This is a genomic window from Paraburkholderia phenazinium (genome assembly GCF_900100735.1).
GTDB lineage: Bacteria > Pseudomonadota > Gammaproteobacteria > Burkholderiales > Burkholderiaceae > Paraburkholderia > Paraburkholderia phenazinia.
This window is the reverse complement of sequence record NZ_FNCJ01000031.1, coordinates 14479-31373: the sequence shown is the minus strand read 5'-3', so window position 1 is coordinate 31373 and position 16895 is coordinate 14479. Positions and strand designations below refer to the sequence as shown.

Below are 16895 nucleotides of genomic sequence, written 5' to 3'. Positions count from 1 at the left end.
TCACGAGTTATCGATCGCGCTGACGGATTTCACGCGCGCACGTAGTTCGAACTTCTGGATTTTCCCGGTCGACGTTTTAGGTAGCTCTCCAAAGCAGACCGCTTTGGGCAGCTTGAAGCTCGCCAGAAACAGCCGGCAATGCGCGATGATCTCTTCGGCCGTTGCCTCTGCCCCCTCTTTGAGTTCGACGAACGCACACGGCACCTCACCCCATTTCGGATCGGGCATTGCCACGACGGCGGCCACCCCGACCGCGGGGTGCCGGTACAGCGTGTCTTCGATCTCGATGCTCGAGATGTTTTCCCCACCCGAAATAATGATGTCCTTGCTGCGATCGCGGATACGTATGTAGCCGTCGTCCATCAGCACGCCCAGGTCGCCGGTGTGGAACCAGCCGCCCTCGAAGGCGTCTTCGGTAGCGCGCTCGTTCTTCAGATAGCCTTTCATGCAGATGTTGCCGCGAAACATGATTTCGCCGAGCGTCTCGCCGTCGTTCGGTACGGGTTCGAGCGTGTCCGGATTCAATACCGTTACCGCCGCTTGCAGGTGATAGCGCACGCCTTGACGAGCGTTGAGGCGGGCGAGTTCATCGTCGCTCGCACTTTCCCAGTGCTCCTGGCGGGCACAGACGGACGCCGGTCCATAAACCTCGGTCAGGCCATACACGTGCGTCAGATCGAAACCGATTGCCTTCATCTTCGCTATCACCGCGGGCGCCGGTGCCGCGCCGGCCACCATGGTGGCAACCCGGTGCCGGATGCCCTCGCGCCAAGCCTCGGGAGCGTTGGCCAAGGCGTTCTGCACGATCGGCGCGCCGCAGTAATGCGTGACACCCTCACTGCGGATCAGGTCGAACACGGTCTTTGCATCGAACTTGCGCAAGCAGACATTGACGCCGGCGCGCGCCGCCACGGTCCACGGAAAACACCAGCCGTTGCAGTGAAACAGCGGCAGCGTCCATAGATAGACCGCGTGCTTGGGCATATCCCATTCAAGGATGTTGCTCACGGCATTCAGGTAGGCGCCGCGATGATGGTAGACCACCCCCTTCGGATCGCCGGTCGTGCCCGACGTATAGTTCAGCGCGATCGCGTCCCATTCGTCCACCGGCAATTGCCACGCGAATTGCGGATCGCCGCCCTGCAGGAAGGCCTCGTAGTCGATGGCGCGCGGAAACTTGTGCGGGTCGGCCGGCATCACGTCGTCGACGCTGATAATCCGCAGATCGGGAAACTCCAGCGAAGCGCGATACGCCAGCTCGGCGTACTCGGTGTCGACGATCAACGCCTTTGCTTCGCCGTGCCGCAACATAAACAGGATCGACGAGGGATCGAGCCGGGTATTCAGCGTATTGAGCACCGCTCCCGCCATCGGCACGCCGAAGTGGGCTTCAATCATCGGAGGAATGTTGGGCAGCAGGACGGCAACGGTGTCGCCGCGGCTTATCCCTGCCCGCTGCAGCGCGCTACCGAGGCGCCGGGTACGTTCATAGGTTTCGCGCCAGGTGCGGCGAATCGCGCCATGGACCACCGCCAGGCGCTCGCCGTAGACTTCGGCTGCGCGCGCAATGAAATCGACCGGCGTGAGCGGCACATAGTTAGCTTCACGGCGGCCGAGGCCTTCCTCGAACATATGCGTCATCGAAACGTCTCCTCGGGAGCCCGAGGCTCCCATTCGTTTCGACCATCATATGTTCAAATCGGCTAACGGCGAAGGAGCGAGATCAAATGCACATGCCGTTGGCACCACCAGCATGACCATCATGCTGGCGGCATAGAAGGTGGGCGCCTTAGGCTCAAGCAGCCTTGCTCTCGTGCGATTCGCGCTTACGAGAAACGTAACGGGCCAGGACCGCGTCGGTATGAAACAGTTCGAACGCGATGTCCGATAACACGCCAGCCTCGCGCCAGCGCAAGTAATACCGGTGCGAGGTCTGGTAGGGCGGATAATTTGCCGGGATCGCGTTCCATGGTTTGCCGGTCCGCAATACCCACAAGACACTGTTGACCACGCCACGCAGATTGACGCAAGGACGCCCCCTGCGCACGACGCCCTGGTTCAGCTCAGGCAATAGCGGAACAATCCGCTCCCATTGCGCGTCGGTCAGGTCATGAACCGGAAGCGCGAACGACGCCGGCGAATGCGATTGAGTGGACTCGAGTGTATTCATGCAAGTGAGGAACGCCTACTTCGCTACTAAGGTTCGCAAAGACGATGTGGACGATCGTCCACACCGCCAAATGCCTTGCATTCAGCTTAACTGAAGCGCCGCTCGAAGAAAGTCAAATCTTGTTAGATTTCCGGCTTGAAGTTCGCACGCCGAAGGATGGCAAACGATCGCGCGACCTAACCGGTACTCGCCGCGCGCAGGGTGATCGCAGCCTAATCAGTCGCGCGTCTCGACGACCTCGTCGCCGATCTGTTCGAGCCGGTATCCATAGCCATAAATGGGCGTCAGGCGATAACCGTTTTCCGGGCGTAAGCCTAGCTTCGAGCGCAGCATCGACACGTGCGTGTCCATCGTGCGCGTCGGGATATCGGCGGTCTGCTTCCAGACCATATCGACGATATGCGCCCGCGACAGCGGGCGATTCAAATGCTGGAACAGCAGCACAGCGAGTTCGAATTCCTTCTGTGTGAGACTCACCAATTGTTGCTTCACGTATACCTGTTTAGCGTTCAGGTCGAACTCGAAATCACCATACGTGGCTTTAACCGCGGTCGCGTTGAGCTGATACGTGCGCCGCAGCAGCGACCCGACGCGGGCCAGCAGCACGCTCGCAGCGACCGGCTTGACGACATAGTCGTCGGCGCCGGCGTTGAGGATCGAGACGATGTCGCTTTCGCGGCCGCGCGAGGTCATGAAAATCACCGGCACGCGCTCGGCGAGCGTCGAACGGACCCAACGCAAGACTTCCTCGCCCGACAGGTCCGGCACGATCCAGTCGAGAATCAGGAGATCGAAGGTTTGGCGGTGCAACTGCTGAACAAGTGCACGGCCCTCGGAAAAGGTATGGCAGACATGCCCCGCTGCCGACATCGTCTCTTTCACGAAAGCCGTTTGAGCGGGATCGTCGTCGAGTACTGCGATTCTCATGCTCGCCTCTTGGTGTGACAGTGCGCCGTGCGCAGCGTGGCGCCCCCCGCCGACGCCCTGAATGATTCGTTGCGCAAGTTCTGCGAAGGCGCCCGATGTTCCGGGCCGGTCATCCTATGCAGCATGGGCGTTAAATTATTGTAGCCTGGTGGGCTTTAAGGCCGCCATCGATTCTGCCTGCATGGCTCGCGCCAGTGCAACATCCATAGAGCGTCCACGCGATGCACCAGGCATCTCTGCCTGGATCATGGCGCCGCTTCGCCTCCAAACCCCGCCATCAACCCGCTCGCACGTTGCACCTTCGCGCACACCGCCTGTTCGAGCACCGGCTTGCCTTCCGGAATCGCCAGCGTCAGGAACGCCCGAGCCCGTGTAATGCCGGTGTACACCAGCTCACGCGTGAGAATCGGGCTGAAGGTGTCGGGCAGCACCAGCGCCGCATGCATAAACTCCGAACCCTGCGACTTGTGCACGGTCAGCGCGAGCACCGTCTCTACCGCTTGCAGGCGGCTCGGCAGCACCCACTTGATGCCACCCGCGCCGTCGCCGGACGGAAAGGCGACCCGTAGCACCGAACCCTCGCCCGAGGGGCTGGGAAGCTCCAGCGTGATGCCGATGTCGCCGTTCATCAGGCCGAGTTCATAATCGTTCCGGGTCACGAGCACCGGCCGCCCCGGATACCATTCGCCACGCACCGTGATCAAGCCGTCTTCCTGCAACAGCCGAGCAACGCGCTTGTTCAGCCCTTCGACACCCCACGGCCCACGGCGCAACGCACATAGGAGCTGGAACTCGCCGTGCGCCTTGAGCACTTCGCCAGCCCATGCGTCGAAGGCTGCGGCGCTCGCGTAGCGATCGGGCTGCTGCGAATGCATCGTCTCCAGGTAATGCCGGTAGCCGTGGCGTGGACGGCCCGGTTCGCCATTCGCGCCAAACAGTTGGGGCGACGCCGCCGCACCGCCGTAGCCATCGATTACCAGCGCCCTGAACGAGGCATCGTCGCTCGCCGAGCAAACCAGCAAGGCGAGATCCGCATGACCGTGTGTCCAGACCCGTGCAACCCCGGCCGCGTCGCCGGCGTTGACGAGTGCGGCAAGCTGGCCAATCCCGCTCTCGGCCGAAAACCGATGGCTCTGCCGCAGCATCGCCACCGACTGATCGAGCGCTGTGCCCTGCTCGTCGAGCATCGCCGCGTCGATCTGCTCGCCGGTCGCGGCCAGCAGCCAGTCGCGCGTAGCCGGTGTGTAATGTCCCTGCGCCGCACGCTGACACAACTCGCCCAGCACCGCACCAGCTTCGACCGACGCCAACTGGTCCTTATCGCCTAGCAGAATCAGCCGCGCCGAAGCGGGTAGCGCATCGAGCACGGCCGCCATCATCTCCAGATCGACCATCGACGCTTCGTCGATCACCAGCACGTCCACCGGCAGCGGATTGCTCGCATCGTGGCGAAAGCGCCGGCTGTCGGGGCGGGTGCCCAGCACCCGGTGCAGGGTCGTCACGACAGTTGGAATGGCCTCACGCACCGCCGCGCCGTTCGGCAGCGCGTCGATTGGCAATTGCGCCACGGCGCCCGCGATCGACTCGTTCAGGCGCGCCGCCGCTTTGCCGGTCGGCGCCGCGAGTCGGATCCGCAAAGGCCGCGCGGGACGCAACGGGTTCGCCGTGCCGCCGAGCGCCAGCGTCTGCAACAACGCCAGCAGCCTGACCACCGTGGTCGTCTTGCCGGTGCCCGGGCCGCCCGTGATGATGCTGAACGCACTGCGCGCCGCCAGCGCGCAGGCGAGCTTTTGCCAGTCCGCGCCAGTCGCCTTGGCCGGACGCGGGGGGAACAGGACGTCTAGCGCGGTGCGCGCGGAACCGGCCTGCAGCGACGCTTCCATCTGCGCCGACGCCGCAAGCCGCCGCTCGATGCCGGCGCGCACATCCTGCTCGTATTGCCAGTAGCGGCGCAGATAAAGCCGTGTGCCGACCCGCACCAGCGGTGTATTGCCGGCCTGCGTGCCGACCAGCGTGGGACGTTCGAGCGCCGCCAGCCAGCGCGCCAGATTGACACCGCTCAGCACTTCAGCGGGCGCCTGCGGCGGCTCCGCCGCCATGCTCGCTTGTGGCCCATCGGGTGGCAACGAGAGCGCGAAGGTCGGGTCATCGAGCGTCGCCTGCAGGTCAAGGCACACATGACCGCGTCCCAACTGGTGACTCGCCAGCGCGGCGGCGAGCAACAGCAGTGGTGGCGTCTGCGGTTCCTCCGTCCAGAGAAAGCGCGCGAAGCCGGCGTCGAGCGCGCGCAACCAGCCGCGCTCGACCCACTGGTCGAGCACGCTGAGCATGCGCGCGGTGTCGCCGTTAGCGTCGATGACCGCGAGGGTATCGGTGGAGCGGGTCGTCATTCGGCTTCCTTCAACGCATACTCCTCGGCATCCTCACCGCTAGCGCGATGCGCGAACAGCGCATCCAGTTCTTCGATCAACTCGCGCGGCGGGCGCTCGACATGCAAGCCCTGGCCGGGCGCACGGCCACCGCGCAGAAACAGGTAGACCGCGCCGCCCACATGGCGGTCGTAGTCATAGTCGGGCAGGCGCACTTTCAGCAGCCGGTGCAGCGCGAACAGATACAGCACGTACTGCAGTTCGTAGCGCGAGTGCAGGATCTGCGCACGCATCTTCGCCGGCGTGTAGGCGGCATCGTCCGGGCCAAGCCAGTTCGACTTGTAGTCCGCGACGTAATAGCGGCCGTCATGCTCGAACACCAGATCGATGAAGCCCTTAAGCATGCCGTTCAGCCTGGCCGGTTCGAGCGCGGGCCGCGCTTCGCCGTCGAGCGTGAGGTCGCAGACAAGCTGATCGAGCACAAGCGTGTCGACCGTGTGCGCCGCCAGCCAGAATTCCATCTCGGCCATATACGTATTCGCTTGCAGCTCCGCTAGCACCACAGGCGGCACCGCCTCGCCTTCGATAGCCGGCAACACCAGCGGTGTGCGCAACAGGTACAGCAGCCATTGCGTGAGCGGTTCGATCCAGCGCGCCCAGCCGCGCAGATTGCAGCGGCGCGCGACCGTATCGCGCACGGCTTGCGGATTGGCAGCGAGCTTGGCGAAGCCTTCGTTGGCCGCCCATTCCATCAGGTCGTGCAGGAAGCTGCCGGCATCCGCGCCACGCTGAAAACCGTGCAAGGTTTGTTCCACCGGCAAGGCGAGCGCAACAGCCGTCGAACCCGGAGGCTCGGCTGATGCCGACGACATGTCTTCGTCATCTTCGAGCGCCTCGGCTTCGAGCAATTCGTGGAACACGTCTTCGCTACGCGTCTCCGGCGCGACGCGCGATTCATCGCTTGTCGCATCGGCAGCAGGTACAAGGGCGACATGGGTGGCCGTACCGCCAATGATCCCGTTGTCCTTGCGCAGGCTGGAGTAGCTGGCAATCCACCATGGTTCGCGCACGCGCTGCGTCAGACGGCGCGCGTCTCCGCGCACCTGCTGCGCGCCGCGCGGCACAAACGGTTCGTCGCTCGGGGGCGGCGCTTCGGCGACGTGGATCTCGGCACACGGACCGCGCAACTGCTCGAGCAGCGTGGCCAGCTCCGTCGCGGCAATCGGCTTGCCACCGCTCAGCAGATAGCCGAACGCGCTCAGCTCGACGCTCTGAATCGGCGCAATCCCCACCCAGGTGGCGTAGCGCGCTCGCGTCAGCGCCACATAAAGCTTGCGCAGGTCTTCGCCGAGCCGCTCGCGGTCCGCGCGCGGCAACACCTCGGCGTCAGGGTCGCCCAGGGTGATATGCAGCTTGCCGGTCTCGTCGTGCCATTTGAGCGGCATGTCGGTGGCCTTGATGGGCCGGTAAGTACAGGCGAACGGCAGGAACACCAGCGGATACTCCAACCCCTTCGACTTGTGGACCGTCACCACCTGCACGAGGCCCGCATCGCTTTCGAGCCGCAATTGCCGTGCGTCACCGCCCGCGCTCGCCCCCTCGTCCTGGCGCTGTTCGTCCAGATAGCGAATCAGCGCGTGCTCGCCGTCGAGTTGCGAACTGGCCTGCTGCAGCAATTCGGCCAGATGCAGCAGGTTGGTCAGCACGCGCTCGCCGTTGACCGCAGCGCCAGCGGTTTGTCCGAGCAGCCGCTGCGGCACGTGGAAATCGTTAAGCAGGCGGCGCAGCATTGGCAACACGCCCTTCTTGCGCCAGCAATCGCGGTAACCGCGGAACTGCAGCACGCACGCTTCCCACGCCAGTTCGTCGCGGTTGAACGCATCGAGCGCGGCCCAGTCGAGTCCGAGCGCCACGGTGGCCAACGCGGTGCGCACCAGACGCCCGTCATCGGGGTCGGCGCATGCCGCCAGCCAGTGCCGCAATTCCGCCGCCTGCTCGGTCTGGAACACCGAATCCCGATCGGACAGGTAGACGCTGCGCACGCCGCGTTCGGCCAGCGCCGCGCGGATTGCACGCGCTTCTGTGCCGTTGTTGACCAGTACGGCCATATCGGCGGGCTGGAGTGGCGTCAGGCCGTGTGGACCATCAAAGCCTGCCTCGCGCGCCTGCCCCAGGTTGAGAAGTCGCACCATCTCGGTCGCGCAACTGGCTGCCATGTTGCGCAGGTACGCTTCCTTGCTGAGCGGCTTGCTCTCTTCCACCGGCGGCAGCCACCATGCGCTCAGCGCAGGCACATCCTCCCCGTCGGCTTGCAGCACCTCTTTCCGGCCAGATGCTTCGGCGTCGATAAACGGCAACGGATTGTCGCCACCCTCCGCGTTGCGGAACAGAAACGCGCCTTCGCCATCCTGGCGCTGCTCGGCTGCATCGAAGCAGCGATTCACGGCGGCCACCATCTCGCGTGTCGAGCGGTAATTCTTCTTCAGCGTGAAGAGCCGGCCGGCACAGGCGCGACGCGCTTCGAGGTAAGTATAGATATCCGCGCCACGGAATGCGTAGATCGCTTGCTTCGGATCGCCAATCAAAATGATCGCTGTGTCAGGGTCGTTCTCCGCGATCCGGTAGACCGCATCGAAGATCCGGTACTGCACCGGGTCGGTGTCCTGAAACTCGTCGATCAATGCCACCGGGTATTGCTTACGAATGATCTCCGCGAGGCGCTCGCCGTTCGGCTTGTGCAAGGCATCGTTGAGCCGCGTGAGCAGATCGTCGAAACCCATCTGCGAGCGACGGGCTTCTTCTTCCGTGAAGCGCTGCGCCACCCAGCGCGCGGCGTGACACAGCAGCGCGTGATAGGCCGTCGGCCGGGCCGCAAGCGCCTCGCGCAACGTCTCCATCGCGATGAATGCGGGGTGCGCCGGCGGCTCGCCTATCAACCAGATCTCGGCGAGGCCGGCCGGGGTGAAGCGGGTCCAGACCGCGGCCGTGTCCTCGAAGTCGGGCCGCAGCATCTCGGGATCGTTGGCCCAATCGCGCAGCTTGTCGAGCCACTTCTTGCAGTTCGGCGCGTTCAGGCTGGTGGCCTTGAACTGCTTCTTCGCCCGCGCGTCGTCGAACAGCACCTGAAGCTCGTCGGCCCACGCGGCCCAGTTTGCCTTCAGGCGGTCGAGATGTTCGCGCTGCTTCTCGCGTGCATCCTGCAACGCGTCGAGCGGCGGTGGCGCTTCCTGCAACAGCTCGGCATGGCCGAGTAAACCGCGCAGCTCCGCCTGCAATGCTGTCGGACTGCCGAACCATTGCCGCACTTCCGCCGCCGATGGCGCATCGAGTGGCGCGAGGAAGGTGCGCCAGTAATCGCGCACGACTTCCGCGCGCAACTCGCTCTGGTCGGTTTCGAGCGTCTGTGAAAACAGACTGTCGCTGTCGAACGCGTGCTCGCTGAGCATGCGGTTGCACCAGCCGTGAATCGTGGAGACTGCGGCCTCGTCCATCCATTCCGCAGCGAGTTGCAGGCGGCGGGCGCAGGCGGCCCACTGCTCCTCCGGGTAGGCATCGCGCAGGTCGTACAGGAGGTCTTCGCCTGTCGGGCGCGGTTCGACTTCTGCCGGATCGGCGTGGAAGTAGTCGGCTGCTTCGATCAAACGGGCACGGATACGCTCGCGCAGCTCCTTGGTCGCGGCATCGGTAAACGTCACGACGAGGATTTCCGGCGGCGTCAGCGGCCGCGCCTCGCTGCCCTGGCCTCGGTGGCCGAGCACGAGCCGCACATACAGCATCGCGATCGTAAAGGTCTTGCCGGTGCCCGCGCTCGCCTCGATCAGGCTGCTACCCGATAGCGGAAACGCGAGCGGCTCCAGCACCGCGACTGGGGCGCTGGACTGCGGCGTCAGGGACGTGTTCATTGTGCGTCTCCCGCTTGTGCCGGTGCGCTCTTCGACCTCGACGACGACGAGGCCGGAATCGCACGATGTAGTGGCAACAACAGCGAAACGGCGAGCGTCTCGAACTCACCGCTTGCCGCCAAGGCGTTGAAATCCGGGTAGGCGCGGTACAGATAAGCGTTGGTATCGCGCTCGCCCGGCTGACGCCCCGCACCCTCGTAAGTGAGGCGAGCGGCTTCGCGCGCTTCGTTCAGCTGTGCGGCCAGCGCCTCGCTGTCACCGCTCGCGCCGGTGCTATCCGCGGGCTGTGCGAAATCGAGCGCGCCGGGCCGCTTTCTCAGCCAGGCAAACGCCGTTTTCACGGCGAGCGGCAACGGTTTGCGCGTGCCTTCGTCCCACACGCGCAGCAGCGTCAGAAGATGCGCTCGCGCCAGGTCCTCGTTAAGCGGTGCGAATTCGACGCTCCCCACCTTGCTGACAATCACCGTCGTGACGGCACCCGCCGCGAGCTGTGCAGCCAGATGCCCTACCCAATAAGCGATGAGCCGGTCGCCGCGATACTTGCGGTCCTTGATCAGCGTGCCGGGATCGAGAAACACGCGGCCGCGCGTGTCGCCAGGACCGGCGCGCACTTCACCCACCCAGTCTTCGATCGTCAGCGCCTCGATACCGGTGCCACCTTCGACGCGCAATTCGAATTGTTCGTCGAGCAGATCGGGCCAGCGTGCGAGTTCGGCCCGATAGCGCTCGAACAGATCCGCCATCGGTTCCATCAGTTCGCCGGCGATCACCTCGCCGAAACCGCCTGCCGCCAGATCGCCGCTGCGATGCATGCGTTCGAGCCGGCTCAACGCTGCAGGCAGCAGATCGTCGTCGCCCTGCTCCAACGCTGCCGCCTGAGCGCGGATCAATTCGTTTTGCAGTTGCCACGCTTCAAGCTGATCAACCTCGAACGGTTCGTGATTTTCGCTGGCGGCATCTTCGGTTTCGAAGGCGACCCGCAGGCGCTGGCGGAAAAAGCTCTTGACCGGATCCTTGAGGAAATCGGCCAACTCACGCACCGATAGCGGTTCTTCCCGCTCCAGCGGCAACAGCGGAGCGTCGTCCGCGTGCGTGTGCGAGGCACTCAAGGCTTGCGCGGCCGCGTCGAAGCGTGCCGACGGCGCGGCCTGGTTCCATTCGCGCGCATACGTGAACAGCTTCGACGCTTGCGGACGCGCCGGAAAATAAGCCGCGCTGAACGGTTGCAGACGATGTTCCACAGTCAACGCGTCGAGCAGCGCATCCGCCTGATCGTCCTCCGCGCCTTCGAGACGCCAGCCCGCTTTCAGATGGTCGCGCAACTGGCCGACCAACACTGAGGGCGGCCGCGGCGTGTTGTCGTTGACGCTACGTCCCACCCACGAGACATGCAGATGCTCGCGCGCCGACAACAGCGCCTCCAGGAACAGATAGCGATCGTCTTCGCGACGCGAGCGGTCGCCGGGACGGTAGTTGCTGCGCATCAGGTCGAAGTCGAGCGGAATGCGATTGCGCGGATAGTCGCCGTCGTTCATGCCGAGCAGGCAGACGACACGAAACGGAATCGCGCGCATCGGCATCAGCGTAGCAAAGGTCACCGCGCCGGCAAAGAAGCGCTGCGTCAGGCCGCCACCTTCGAACTGAGACAACCAGTAGTCGCCGACAATCGAGAGCGGCAATTCGCCGGTAAGCGCCGCCTCGTCGCAGGCATCGCGCCACGCTTCGAGCGCGGCATCGAGCCGCTCCAGCGTATAGGCGTCGTCGCTGTCGTCCGCCGCGAAGAAGGTGTGCTTGAGCCAGCGCAGACGCTCGCACCATCCAGCGACCGTGGCCGGCTGGCGCAGCGTCTGCCAGGTCTCATCAAGCGCGTCGACGAGGCGCGTCAGCGGTCCCAGCATGGCCGCATCGAGACCGCCAATTTCCGTGTACGGTTCGATATCGCGCCACGCTCCGGCCTTGTCGCCGGCCGCGTAGCCGAGCAGCATCCGGCGCAGGCCGAACGCCCAGCTATTAGGGGCGTTGTCGTCGCTGGACTGCGGCAGGCCGAGACTCGCACGCTGTTCGGCGTGCAGCCCCCAGCGGATGTTTGCGCCGCTGATCCAGTTGCGCAACTTGGGGAGGTCGTCCGTGGTGATGTCGAAACGCGCCCGTAGTGCGGGCACTTCGAGCAGATCGAGCACGTCGCTGACGGTCAGGCGCGATTGCGGCAGTGCGAGCAGCGTTTCCAGCGCGCCGATCAGCGGATCGAAATCGCGCTGTCCGCGGTCCGCCACGCTGAACGGGATATAGCGCGGGTCGTCCGCATCGAGCAGACCGAATACCGCCTGGATATGCGGCGTATAGACCTCGATATCCGGCACCATCACGATCACATCGCGCGGACGCAGCGTTGGGTCGGCAGCGAACGCGGCCAGCAACTGGTCGTGCAGGATCTCCACTTCACGCTGTGCGCTATGCGCGACGTGGAAGCGGATCGAATGGTCCGCGTCTGGGTCCACTTCGGGCCAGAGTTCGCGCGTTTCGCGCAGCGGCCGCAGATCGCGGATGTCGTCCTGCAGTTGCTGCAGCATCGTCAACGCGTCGTCGCTTTCGAACAGATCGATACGCTGGCCGATGCCGGTGAATTGCGACGAGTAGCGTTCGCGCTCTTCCGCCTCGTCGTACTCGTCGAGCAAGCCGATAAAGTCGCGGCCCTGCTTGCCCCATGCCGCCAGCAGCGGTTGCGCGTGCAGATGCAGTTGCGCATCGTCCATCGTAGCGGGCGCGCCTTGACGGCGCTGCTGGCGCGAACGCTGCGCCCGCAGCAGATCCTGGTCGGCGACGATGTCGGCCCAATAGTGGGCGCAGGGGTTATGCACGCACATCAGCACCTGGGTCCAGCGCGAGAGCGCAGCGAGCACTTCCACCGCCTGTCGCGGCAAGCTCGAAATCCCGAAGATGATGACCCGGCGCGGCAAACCCGACGGCCGTTCGTCTTCAGGCAGCTCAGCGGCACGCCGCATGAACTCGTCGTGCACCGCCGCTCGTCCAACCGTCGCCATCTCGATGCCATCTGGCGCATGCGCTTCCACGTCCTCCAGCAGCGAGCGCCACAGCGCTGCCTGCCAGCGGTATTCGTCCGGCAGCGGCGTGCGGTTGTTGCGCGCGTCGATCTGCACGTCCTCGCCTTTGGCCCATGCCGCCAGCCAGTCGGCGCGGTACACCTGATATTGGTCGAACAGGTCCGCCACGCGCTGCGCGAGCTGGAAGCGTTTGCGCTGATCGTCGTCGCGGGCCATGAAGCGCTTGGGCGGTGCGTACGCCGGCGATTCGAGCAACTCGGGCAGCAAGCGCGTAAGCCGCCATACGAGGCGCGATTTGTCGAACGGCGAGATGGCCGGCACCGAGTCCTCGCCGAGCACCGCGCGATACACCTGCCACAGAAAACTCGCCGGCAGCGACACGTCGAGTGCCGCCGAAATGCCGCAGCCGCCGTCCTCGGGATCGGCGGCCAAGGCGAGCTTCAGCCATTGGGCGATACCGTTGCTCTGGACGAGGATGATCTCTTTTTCCAGCGGCGCCAGCGGATGCTGGCGAATCCACTGCACCATCAGGTCGCGCAAGCGTTCCGGCTGATTGCCGTGAACCAGCATCAAGCCTGCGGGAATCGAACTCATGCAGCGGCCCTCAGGTCGTCAATGGAGCGTTGCTTGACGCCGAGGTCATCCCACAGCTCCGGATGACAGGTGAACAGCAGAATCTGATGCCGGGTCGCCGCGTCGAGCAAGGCGCGCTTCAACGCGTCGCGGCGCATGCCGTCCGTGTGGACCGCTGCGTCGTCTAGCATCAGCAGGGTGGGACGGCCCGAGGCTTTCAGCAAATCGGCGTAGGCGAGGCGCGCGAGAATCCCCATCTGTTCGCGGGTGCCGAAACTGAGGGCGTCGAGCGTGTCGATGCGGCCGTCGCGCTGCAAGGCGATAGGACTCAGGTCGTCACCGAGTTCGAGCGCCGACTGCGGGAACAGCCGCTTCAGGTAATGGCCAAGCCGCTCGGTCAGCGGTGCGCGCAGTTGTGCGACCGCCGAGTCGCGTTCTTCGACCAGCACCTTGTCGAGCAGGCTCAACGCGCCGGCTCGCAAGCTCAGTTCGGCGCGACGCCGCTCCATCTGTTCGAGCGATGCGCGCACTGCGGCGAGCCGTTCGCCGAGGCCCGACGCGCCCATCGTTTCGAGCTGGCTGCGCAGCTCCGCGATCCGCACTTGCCGCTCCTGCTGCTCGTTGCGTGCAAGGTCTGCGGACACGCGATAACGCTTCGCCTCTGCGGCCGGGTCGTCGGTACGCGCGGCGCTCAGTGCCTGATTGCGCTCGTCGCGCTGCCGGGTCAATGCCGCTACGTGCGCGCGTTGTTCGACGATTTTTGCCTGCCATTGCGCACGGCGGGCGCGGAATGTTTCGTCCTGCAACTGCGCGTCTTTGCGCTGCACCTGCTCGGCAAGCGAGCCGCTCGCCGCCACTGCATTCGAACGCTGCTCGCCGGTCTGGGTCAGCGCCCGCGTTGCCGATTCGAGCGCTTGCCGCGCGTTATCCGCGGCGCGGCGCGCCTCGTCGACTGCTGGCGCGCGCGCCACATCCGGCAATGCCGCCAGACGTTCGTCGGCCGTTTGGCGCCGCGCCAACGCACTCGCCAACGCCGCGCGCAGCGGCTCGATGCCCTCAGGTGCATGCACCGCGAGGATTTCCTGCTGGCTGCGCAGATGCGCGACCTGCGCCTTCCATTGCTCGTGCCGCGCCTGGGCGTCGCCGAGCGATGCCACACCGAGCGAGCGCAGCAGTTCCGCCTGTTGCACCTCGGCGCCGGACAATTCGGCGCGCAAAGCCGCGAGGTCTGAGACGCCAGGCACGATACGCAGTTCGCCCACGCCCGGCAGCTCGATAGTCTGCGCATCGTCGAGGCGCAACACGCCTTCGCCCGTCAGCGTTGCGCCATCCACCACAATCACACCACCGCTCAAGCGATAGTCGATACGCGTCATCGCCGCCTCCTTGCGGGCCCGCAGCACACTAACGCGCGATTCGAGCGCTTGCAGCTTCTGCAACTGGGCAACGTCGATTTCGAGCGACGCCGCGCTGCGCGTGGCGTCCAGCACCGCAGCCTGAGCCGCCTCTGCTGCTGCGATCGAGGTTTCGAGCCGCACAATCTCGGCGCGATACAGCGCGATCTGGTTGTTCAGCTCCTGCGCCATCACGGCGGCATTCGCCAATTCGAGCGCACGGTTCGCGGCGTCGTTGACCTGCTGGCAGCGCGTCAGTGCGGCGCTCGCCTGGGCATGCTCGGCCTCGGCGGCCAGCACCGCCGCTTTGGCCTGTTCGAGCTTCTGCCGGTCGTTGGCTAGCGTCGCTTCCAGTTCCGCTGCGTTTTTTTCCTGTTGCAAGGACATGGCCAGTTCGACTTCACTGACATGCAGCGTCTGCGCCAGCCCTTCTACGCTGCGTTCGAGTTCGGCGAGCGCGGCGGCGCGCGCCTGCGCCTCGACCGCCTTTTGCTCGTGGGCTTCCCACGGCCGCTTGCGCAGCGCGTCCTCGAATGCTTCCTGCTGCGTGGCGAGTCGCGTCAGGTTCTCGTCGAATTGACGGCGTTGCGCATCGAGCGTGTCACGCTCGGCTGCGAGTGCGGCCAGCGCCTGCTCCGCTTCGGCAAGCGGACCGGTAGCGCGTTGCGTGCGAGCCGTGAGCAGTTGCCGCAACTCGCCTTGCACCGCACCGATCAACACGTCTTCGCCTGCTGAACTATTGCCGCCGGAAAGCTGCGTGAGCGCGTCGCGCAAATACAGCGCTGCGTGACCGCTTGCGTCGCGCACATCATGTGTCTCGCCCTGCTGCACCCATAGCAGCCCCGGCACGCCAGCCTGGTCCGCTTTCATCGCACCGCGCGTAGCACGCGAAAAACCGAGCAAAGCAGCGAGCCGGTCTTCGGCTTCGTCCTCGCCGAACACCTGCTGACCGATGCGCAGATCGCAGCGTTGCCGGGTCACGAACTGCTTGGCAAGCGTGCAGGCCACGCCGTCGAGATTGAAACTGACTTCGACCGCCGGCTGCCCGCTTGCCTTGCCCCACGGCAACAGGTCTTTCAGATGCGAGGCCTTGTAGCGTTCGAGAAACACCGTCCGCACCGCTTCGGCAATCGTGCTCTTGCCCGCTTCATTCGGGCCGGTGAAGAGGTTCAGTCCCGGCTGCAGATCGCCGATGACAAGACGCCCGCTGAACTGCCTGAACTCCGAGATCGCAATACTTTCGAGCTTCATGCAGGCCTCGCTTGACGCTGAAACTGGGCAAGCAGCAGCAGCGCTTCTGCTGCGAGTTTCGCCTGCTGGGGGTCCGCCTGCAGATCGCGCAGACGCGCGACCACTTTGCCGAGATAACCGCTTTGCGCGCCGAGCGCGGCGAGGTCGTCCGCAGTGGGCAGCACCTGCAGTTCGCTCATTTCCACGCGCAATGCCCGTACTCGTGCACGGGTCTCGTCCACCGCGAGACGCACGGCTTCGGCGGAAGCGAGATCGGTCGTGCCGCGCACGTCGAGCTTGAGCACCTCCGCTGCACCAAGCGCTTGCAGACGCGCTGTCAATGCGTCCACGTCGCTCGGCACCACGATTTCTTCGTCCCAACGCAGCCAGCGATACTTGCCCACCGGCACAGCCTGCACCGCAGGCAACGCGCCTGGCTCATCGAGCGTGACGTCGAGCATGAAACCCGGATCGTTGGCGCGGAACCGGTCCTGTTCGTGCGTGCCGGCATACCACGTGCGGCTATTCACTTCGAAGTGGCCGTGCCAGTCGCCCAGCGCGAGATAGTCGAGGCGCGCGGTCTCGGCGCGGGTCGGCTCGATCGGATTGGTCGAATCTATCCCCTCTTGCAGGATGCCGCTCACGCTGCCGTGGCCGAGTCCCACCCGGAAATAGCCCGGCGGCGTCTCGGTCTGATCGAAAAACGCCGTGGTGTCGTCGTAGGTGATGCGTTGAGTGAGAGGCGCGCACAGGAAGGCGCACTTGAGCGCATCCAGCAGGATCACGCCCGGTGTCAGCACGACACGCACATTGGCCGGGATGCAGTTCAAACGCTGGGCCCGCGTCCACACGCTTTCGACCAGCGCCGCGTCGTGGTTGCCGGGCAGCATGATCCACGTGCCGGTAAAACCCGCCAGGGCGCCGAACAGCCGGCGGATGACGGTATCGGAAACGGTCTGCTGATCGAATACGTCGCCAGCCACCAACACGGCGTCGACGCGGCGCTCGGCCGCCTCACTGGCGATCCGGCGCACCGTTTCGAAACGCGCTTCCGCGAGATGGGCGGCTTCCTCGGCGTCGAACTGGCCGAATTGGGTGCCGATCTGCCAGTCCGCGGTGTGCAGGAATCTGATCATGGATTTCCGTTCTTTGAATGACGAGCGAGGGACGTGCCTCGCGGATCATGGATGTTACCGTGACAGCGGCCTGAAACGGAGCCGTGGCGGCGGTTTTGGCAGCCATTTTTTATACTGAAATTCGATAAAAAT

8 protein-coding genes are annotated in these 16895 nt (G+C 64.9%); all 8 read right to left on the bottom strand.

The features are described 5' to 3' along the window. On the bottom strand, positions 1 to 1641 hold the full coding sequence (locus BLQ92_RS36850; protein WP_090695473.1) for an acyl-CoA synthetase: 1641 nt from the start codon (positions 1639 to 1641) through the stop codon (positions 1 to 3). A 154-nt stretch (positions 1642 to 1795) separates the two neighbouring features. Beyond that, entirely contained in the window at positions 1796 to 2170 is a 375-nt protein-coding gene (locus BLQ92_RS36845) for a transposase (RefSeq protein WP_090695468.1), read from the bottom strand. 216 nt (positions 2171 to 2386) lie between these two features. Further along, the gene (locus tag BLQ92_RS36840) at positions 2387 to 3097 is read right to left on the bottom strand and encodes a response regulator transcription factor (protein WP_090695463.1); all 711 of its coding nucleotides are present in this window, start codon (positions 3095 to 3097) and stop codon (positions 2387 to 2389) included. 245 nt (positions 3098 to 3342) lie between these two features. After that, the gene (gene recD, locus BLQ92_RS36835) at positions 3343 to 5487 is read right to left on the bottom strand and encodes an exodeoxyribonuclease V subunit alpha (RefSeq protein ID WP_090695459.1); all 2145 of its coding nucleotides are present in this window, start codon (positions 5485 to 5487) and stop codon (positions 3343 to 3345) included. Next, complete coding sequence (recB, locus tag BLQ92_RS36830; protein ID WP_090695455.1) at positions 5484 to 9368, bottom strand: exodeoxyribonuclease V subunit beta; 3885 nt, start codon at positions 9366 to 9368, stop codon at positions 5484 to 5486. Before recB ends, recD begins: the two co-directional genes overlap by 4 nt. Further along, on the bottom strand, positions 9365 to 13024 hold the full coding sequence (gene recC / locus BLQ92_RS36825; protein ID WP_090695452.1) for an exodeoxyribonuclease V subunit gamma: 3660 nt from the start codon (positions 13022 to 13024) through the stop codon (positions 9365 to 9367). The genes recB and recC overlap by 4 nt, the downstream gene beginning before the upstream one ends. Beyond that, on the bottom strand, positions 13021 to 15648 hold the full coding sequence (locus BLQ92_RS36820) for an AAA family ATPase (protein ID WP_090695448.1): 2628 nt from the start codon (positions 15646 to 15648) through the stop codon (positions 13021 to 13023). Before BLQ92_RS36820 ends, recC begins: the two co-directional genes overlap by 4 nt. Beyond that, on the bottom strand, positions 15645 to 16763 hold the full coding sequence (locus BLQ92_RS36815) for a metallophosphoesterase family protein (RefSeq protein ID WP_090695445.1): 1119 nt from the start codon (positions 16761 to 16763) through the stop codon (positions 15645 to 15647). Before BLQ92_RS36815 ends, BLQ92_RS36820 begins: the two co-directional genes overlap by 4 nt. Between the last annotated feature and the right edge of the window lie 132 nt (positions 16764 to 16895).

Excerpts from the sequence above, each read along its gene's own strand:
- BLQ92_RS36815 (WP_090695445.1), bottom strand. The coding sequence starts at position 16,763 with ATGATCAGATTCCTGCACACCGCGGACTGGCAGATCGGCACCCAATTC.
- BLQ92_RS36850 (WP_090695473.1), bottom strand. The coding sequence starts at position 1,641 with ATGACGCATATGTTCGAGGAAGGCCTCGGCCGCCGTGAAGCTAACTAT.
- recC (WP_090695452.1), bottom strand. The coding sequence starts at position 13,024 with ATGAGTTCGATTCCCGCAGGCTTGATGCTGGTTCACGGCAATCAGCCG.
- recD (WP_090695459.1), bottom strand. The coding sequence starts at position 5,487 with ATGACGACCCGCTCCACCGATACCCTCGCGGTCATCGACGCTAACGGC.
- BLQ92_RS36820 (WP_090695448.1), bottom strand. The coding sequence starts at position 15,648 with ATGAAGCTCGAAAGTATTGCGATCTCGGAGTTCAGGCAGTTCAGCGGG.
- BLQ92_RS36845 (WP_090695468.1), bottom strand. The coding sequence starts at position 2,170 with ATGAATACACTCGAGTCCACTCAATCGCATTCGCCGGCGTCGTTCGCG.
- recB (WP_090695455.1), bottom strand. The coding sequence starts at position 9,368 with ATGAACACGTCCCTGACGCCGCAGTCCAGCGCCCCAGTCGCGGTGCTG.
- BLQ92_RS36840 (WP_090695463.1), bottom strand. The coding sequence starts at position 3,097 with ATGAGAATCGCAGTACTCGACGACGATCCCGCTCAAACGGCTTTCGTG.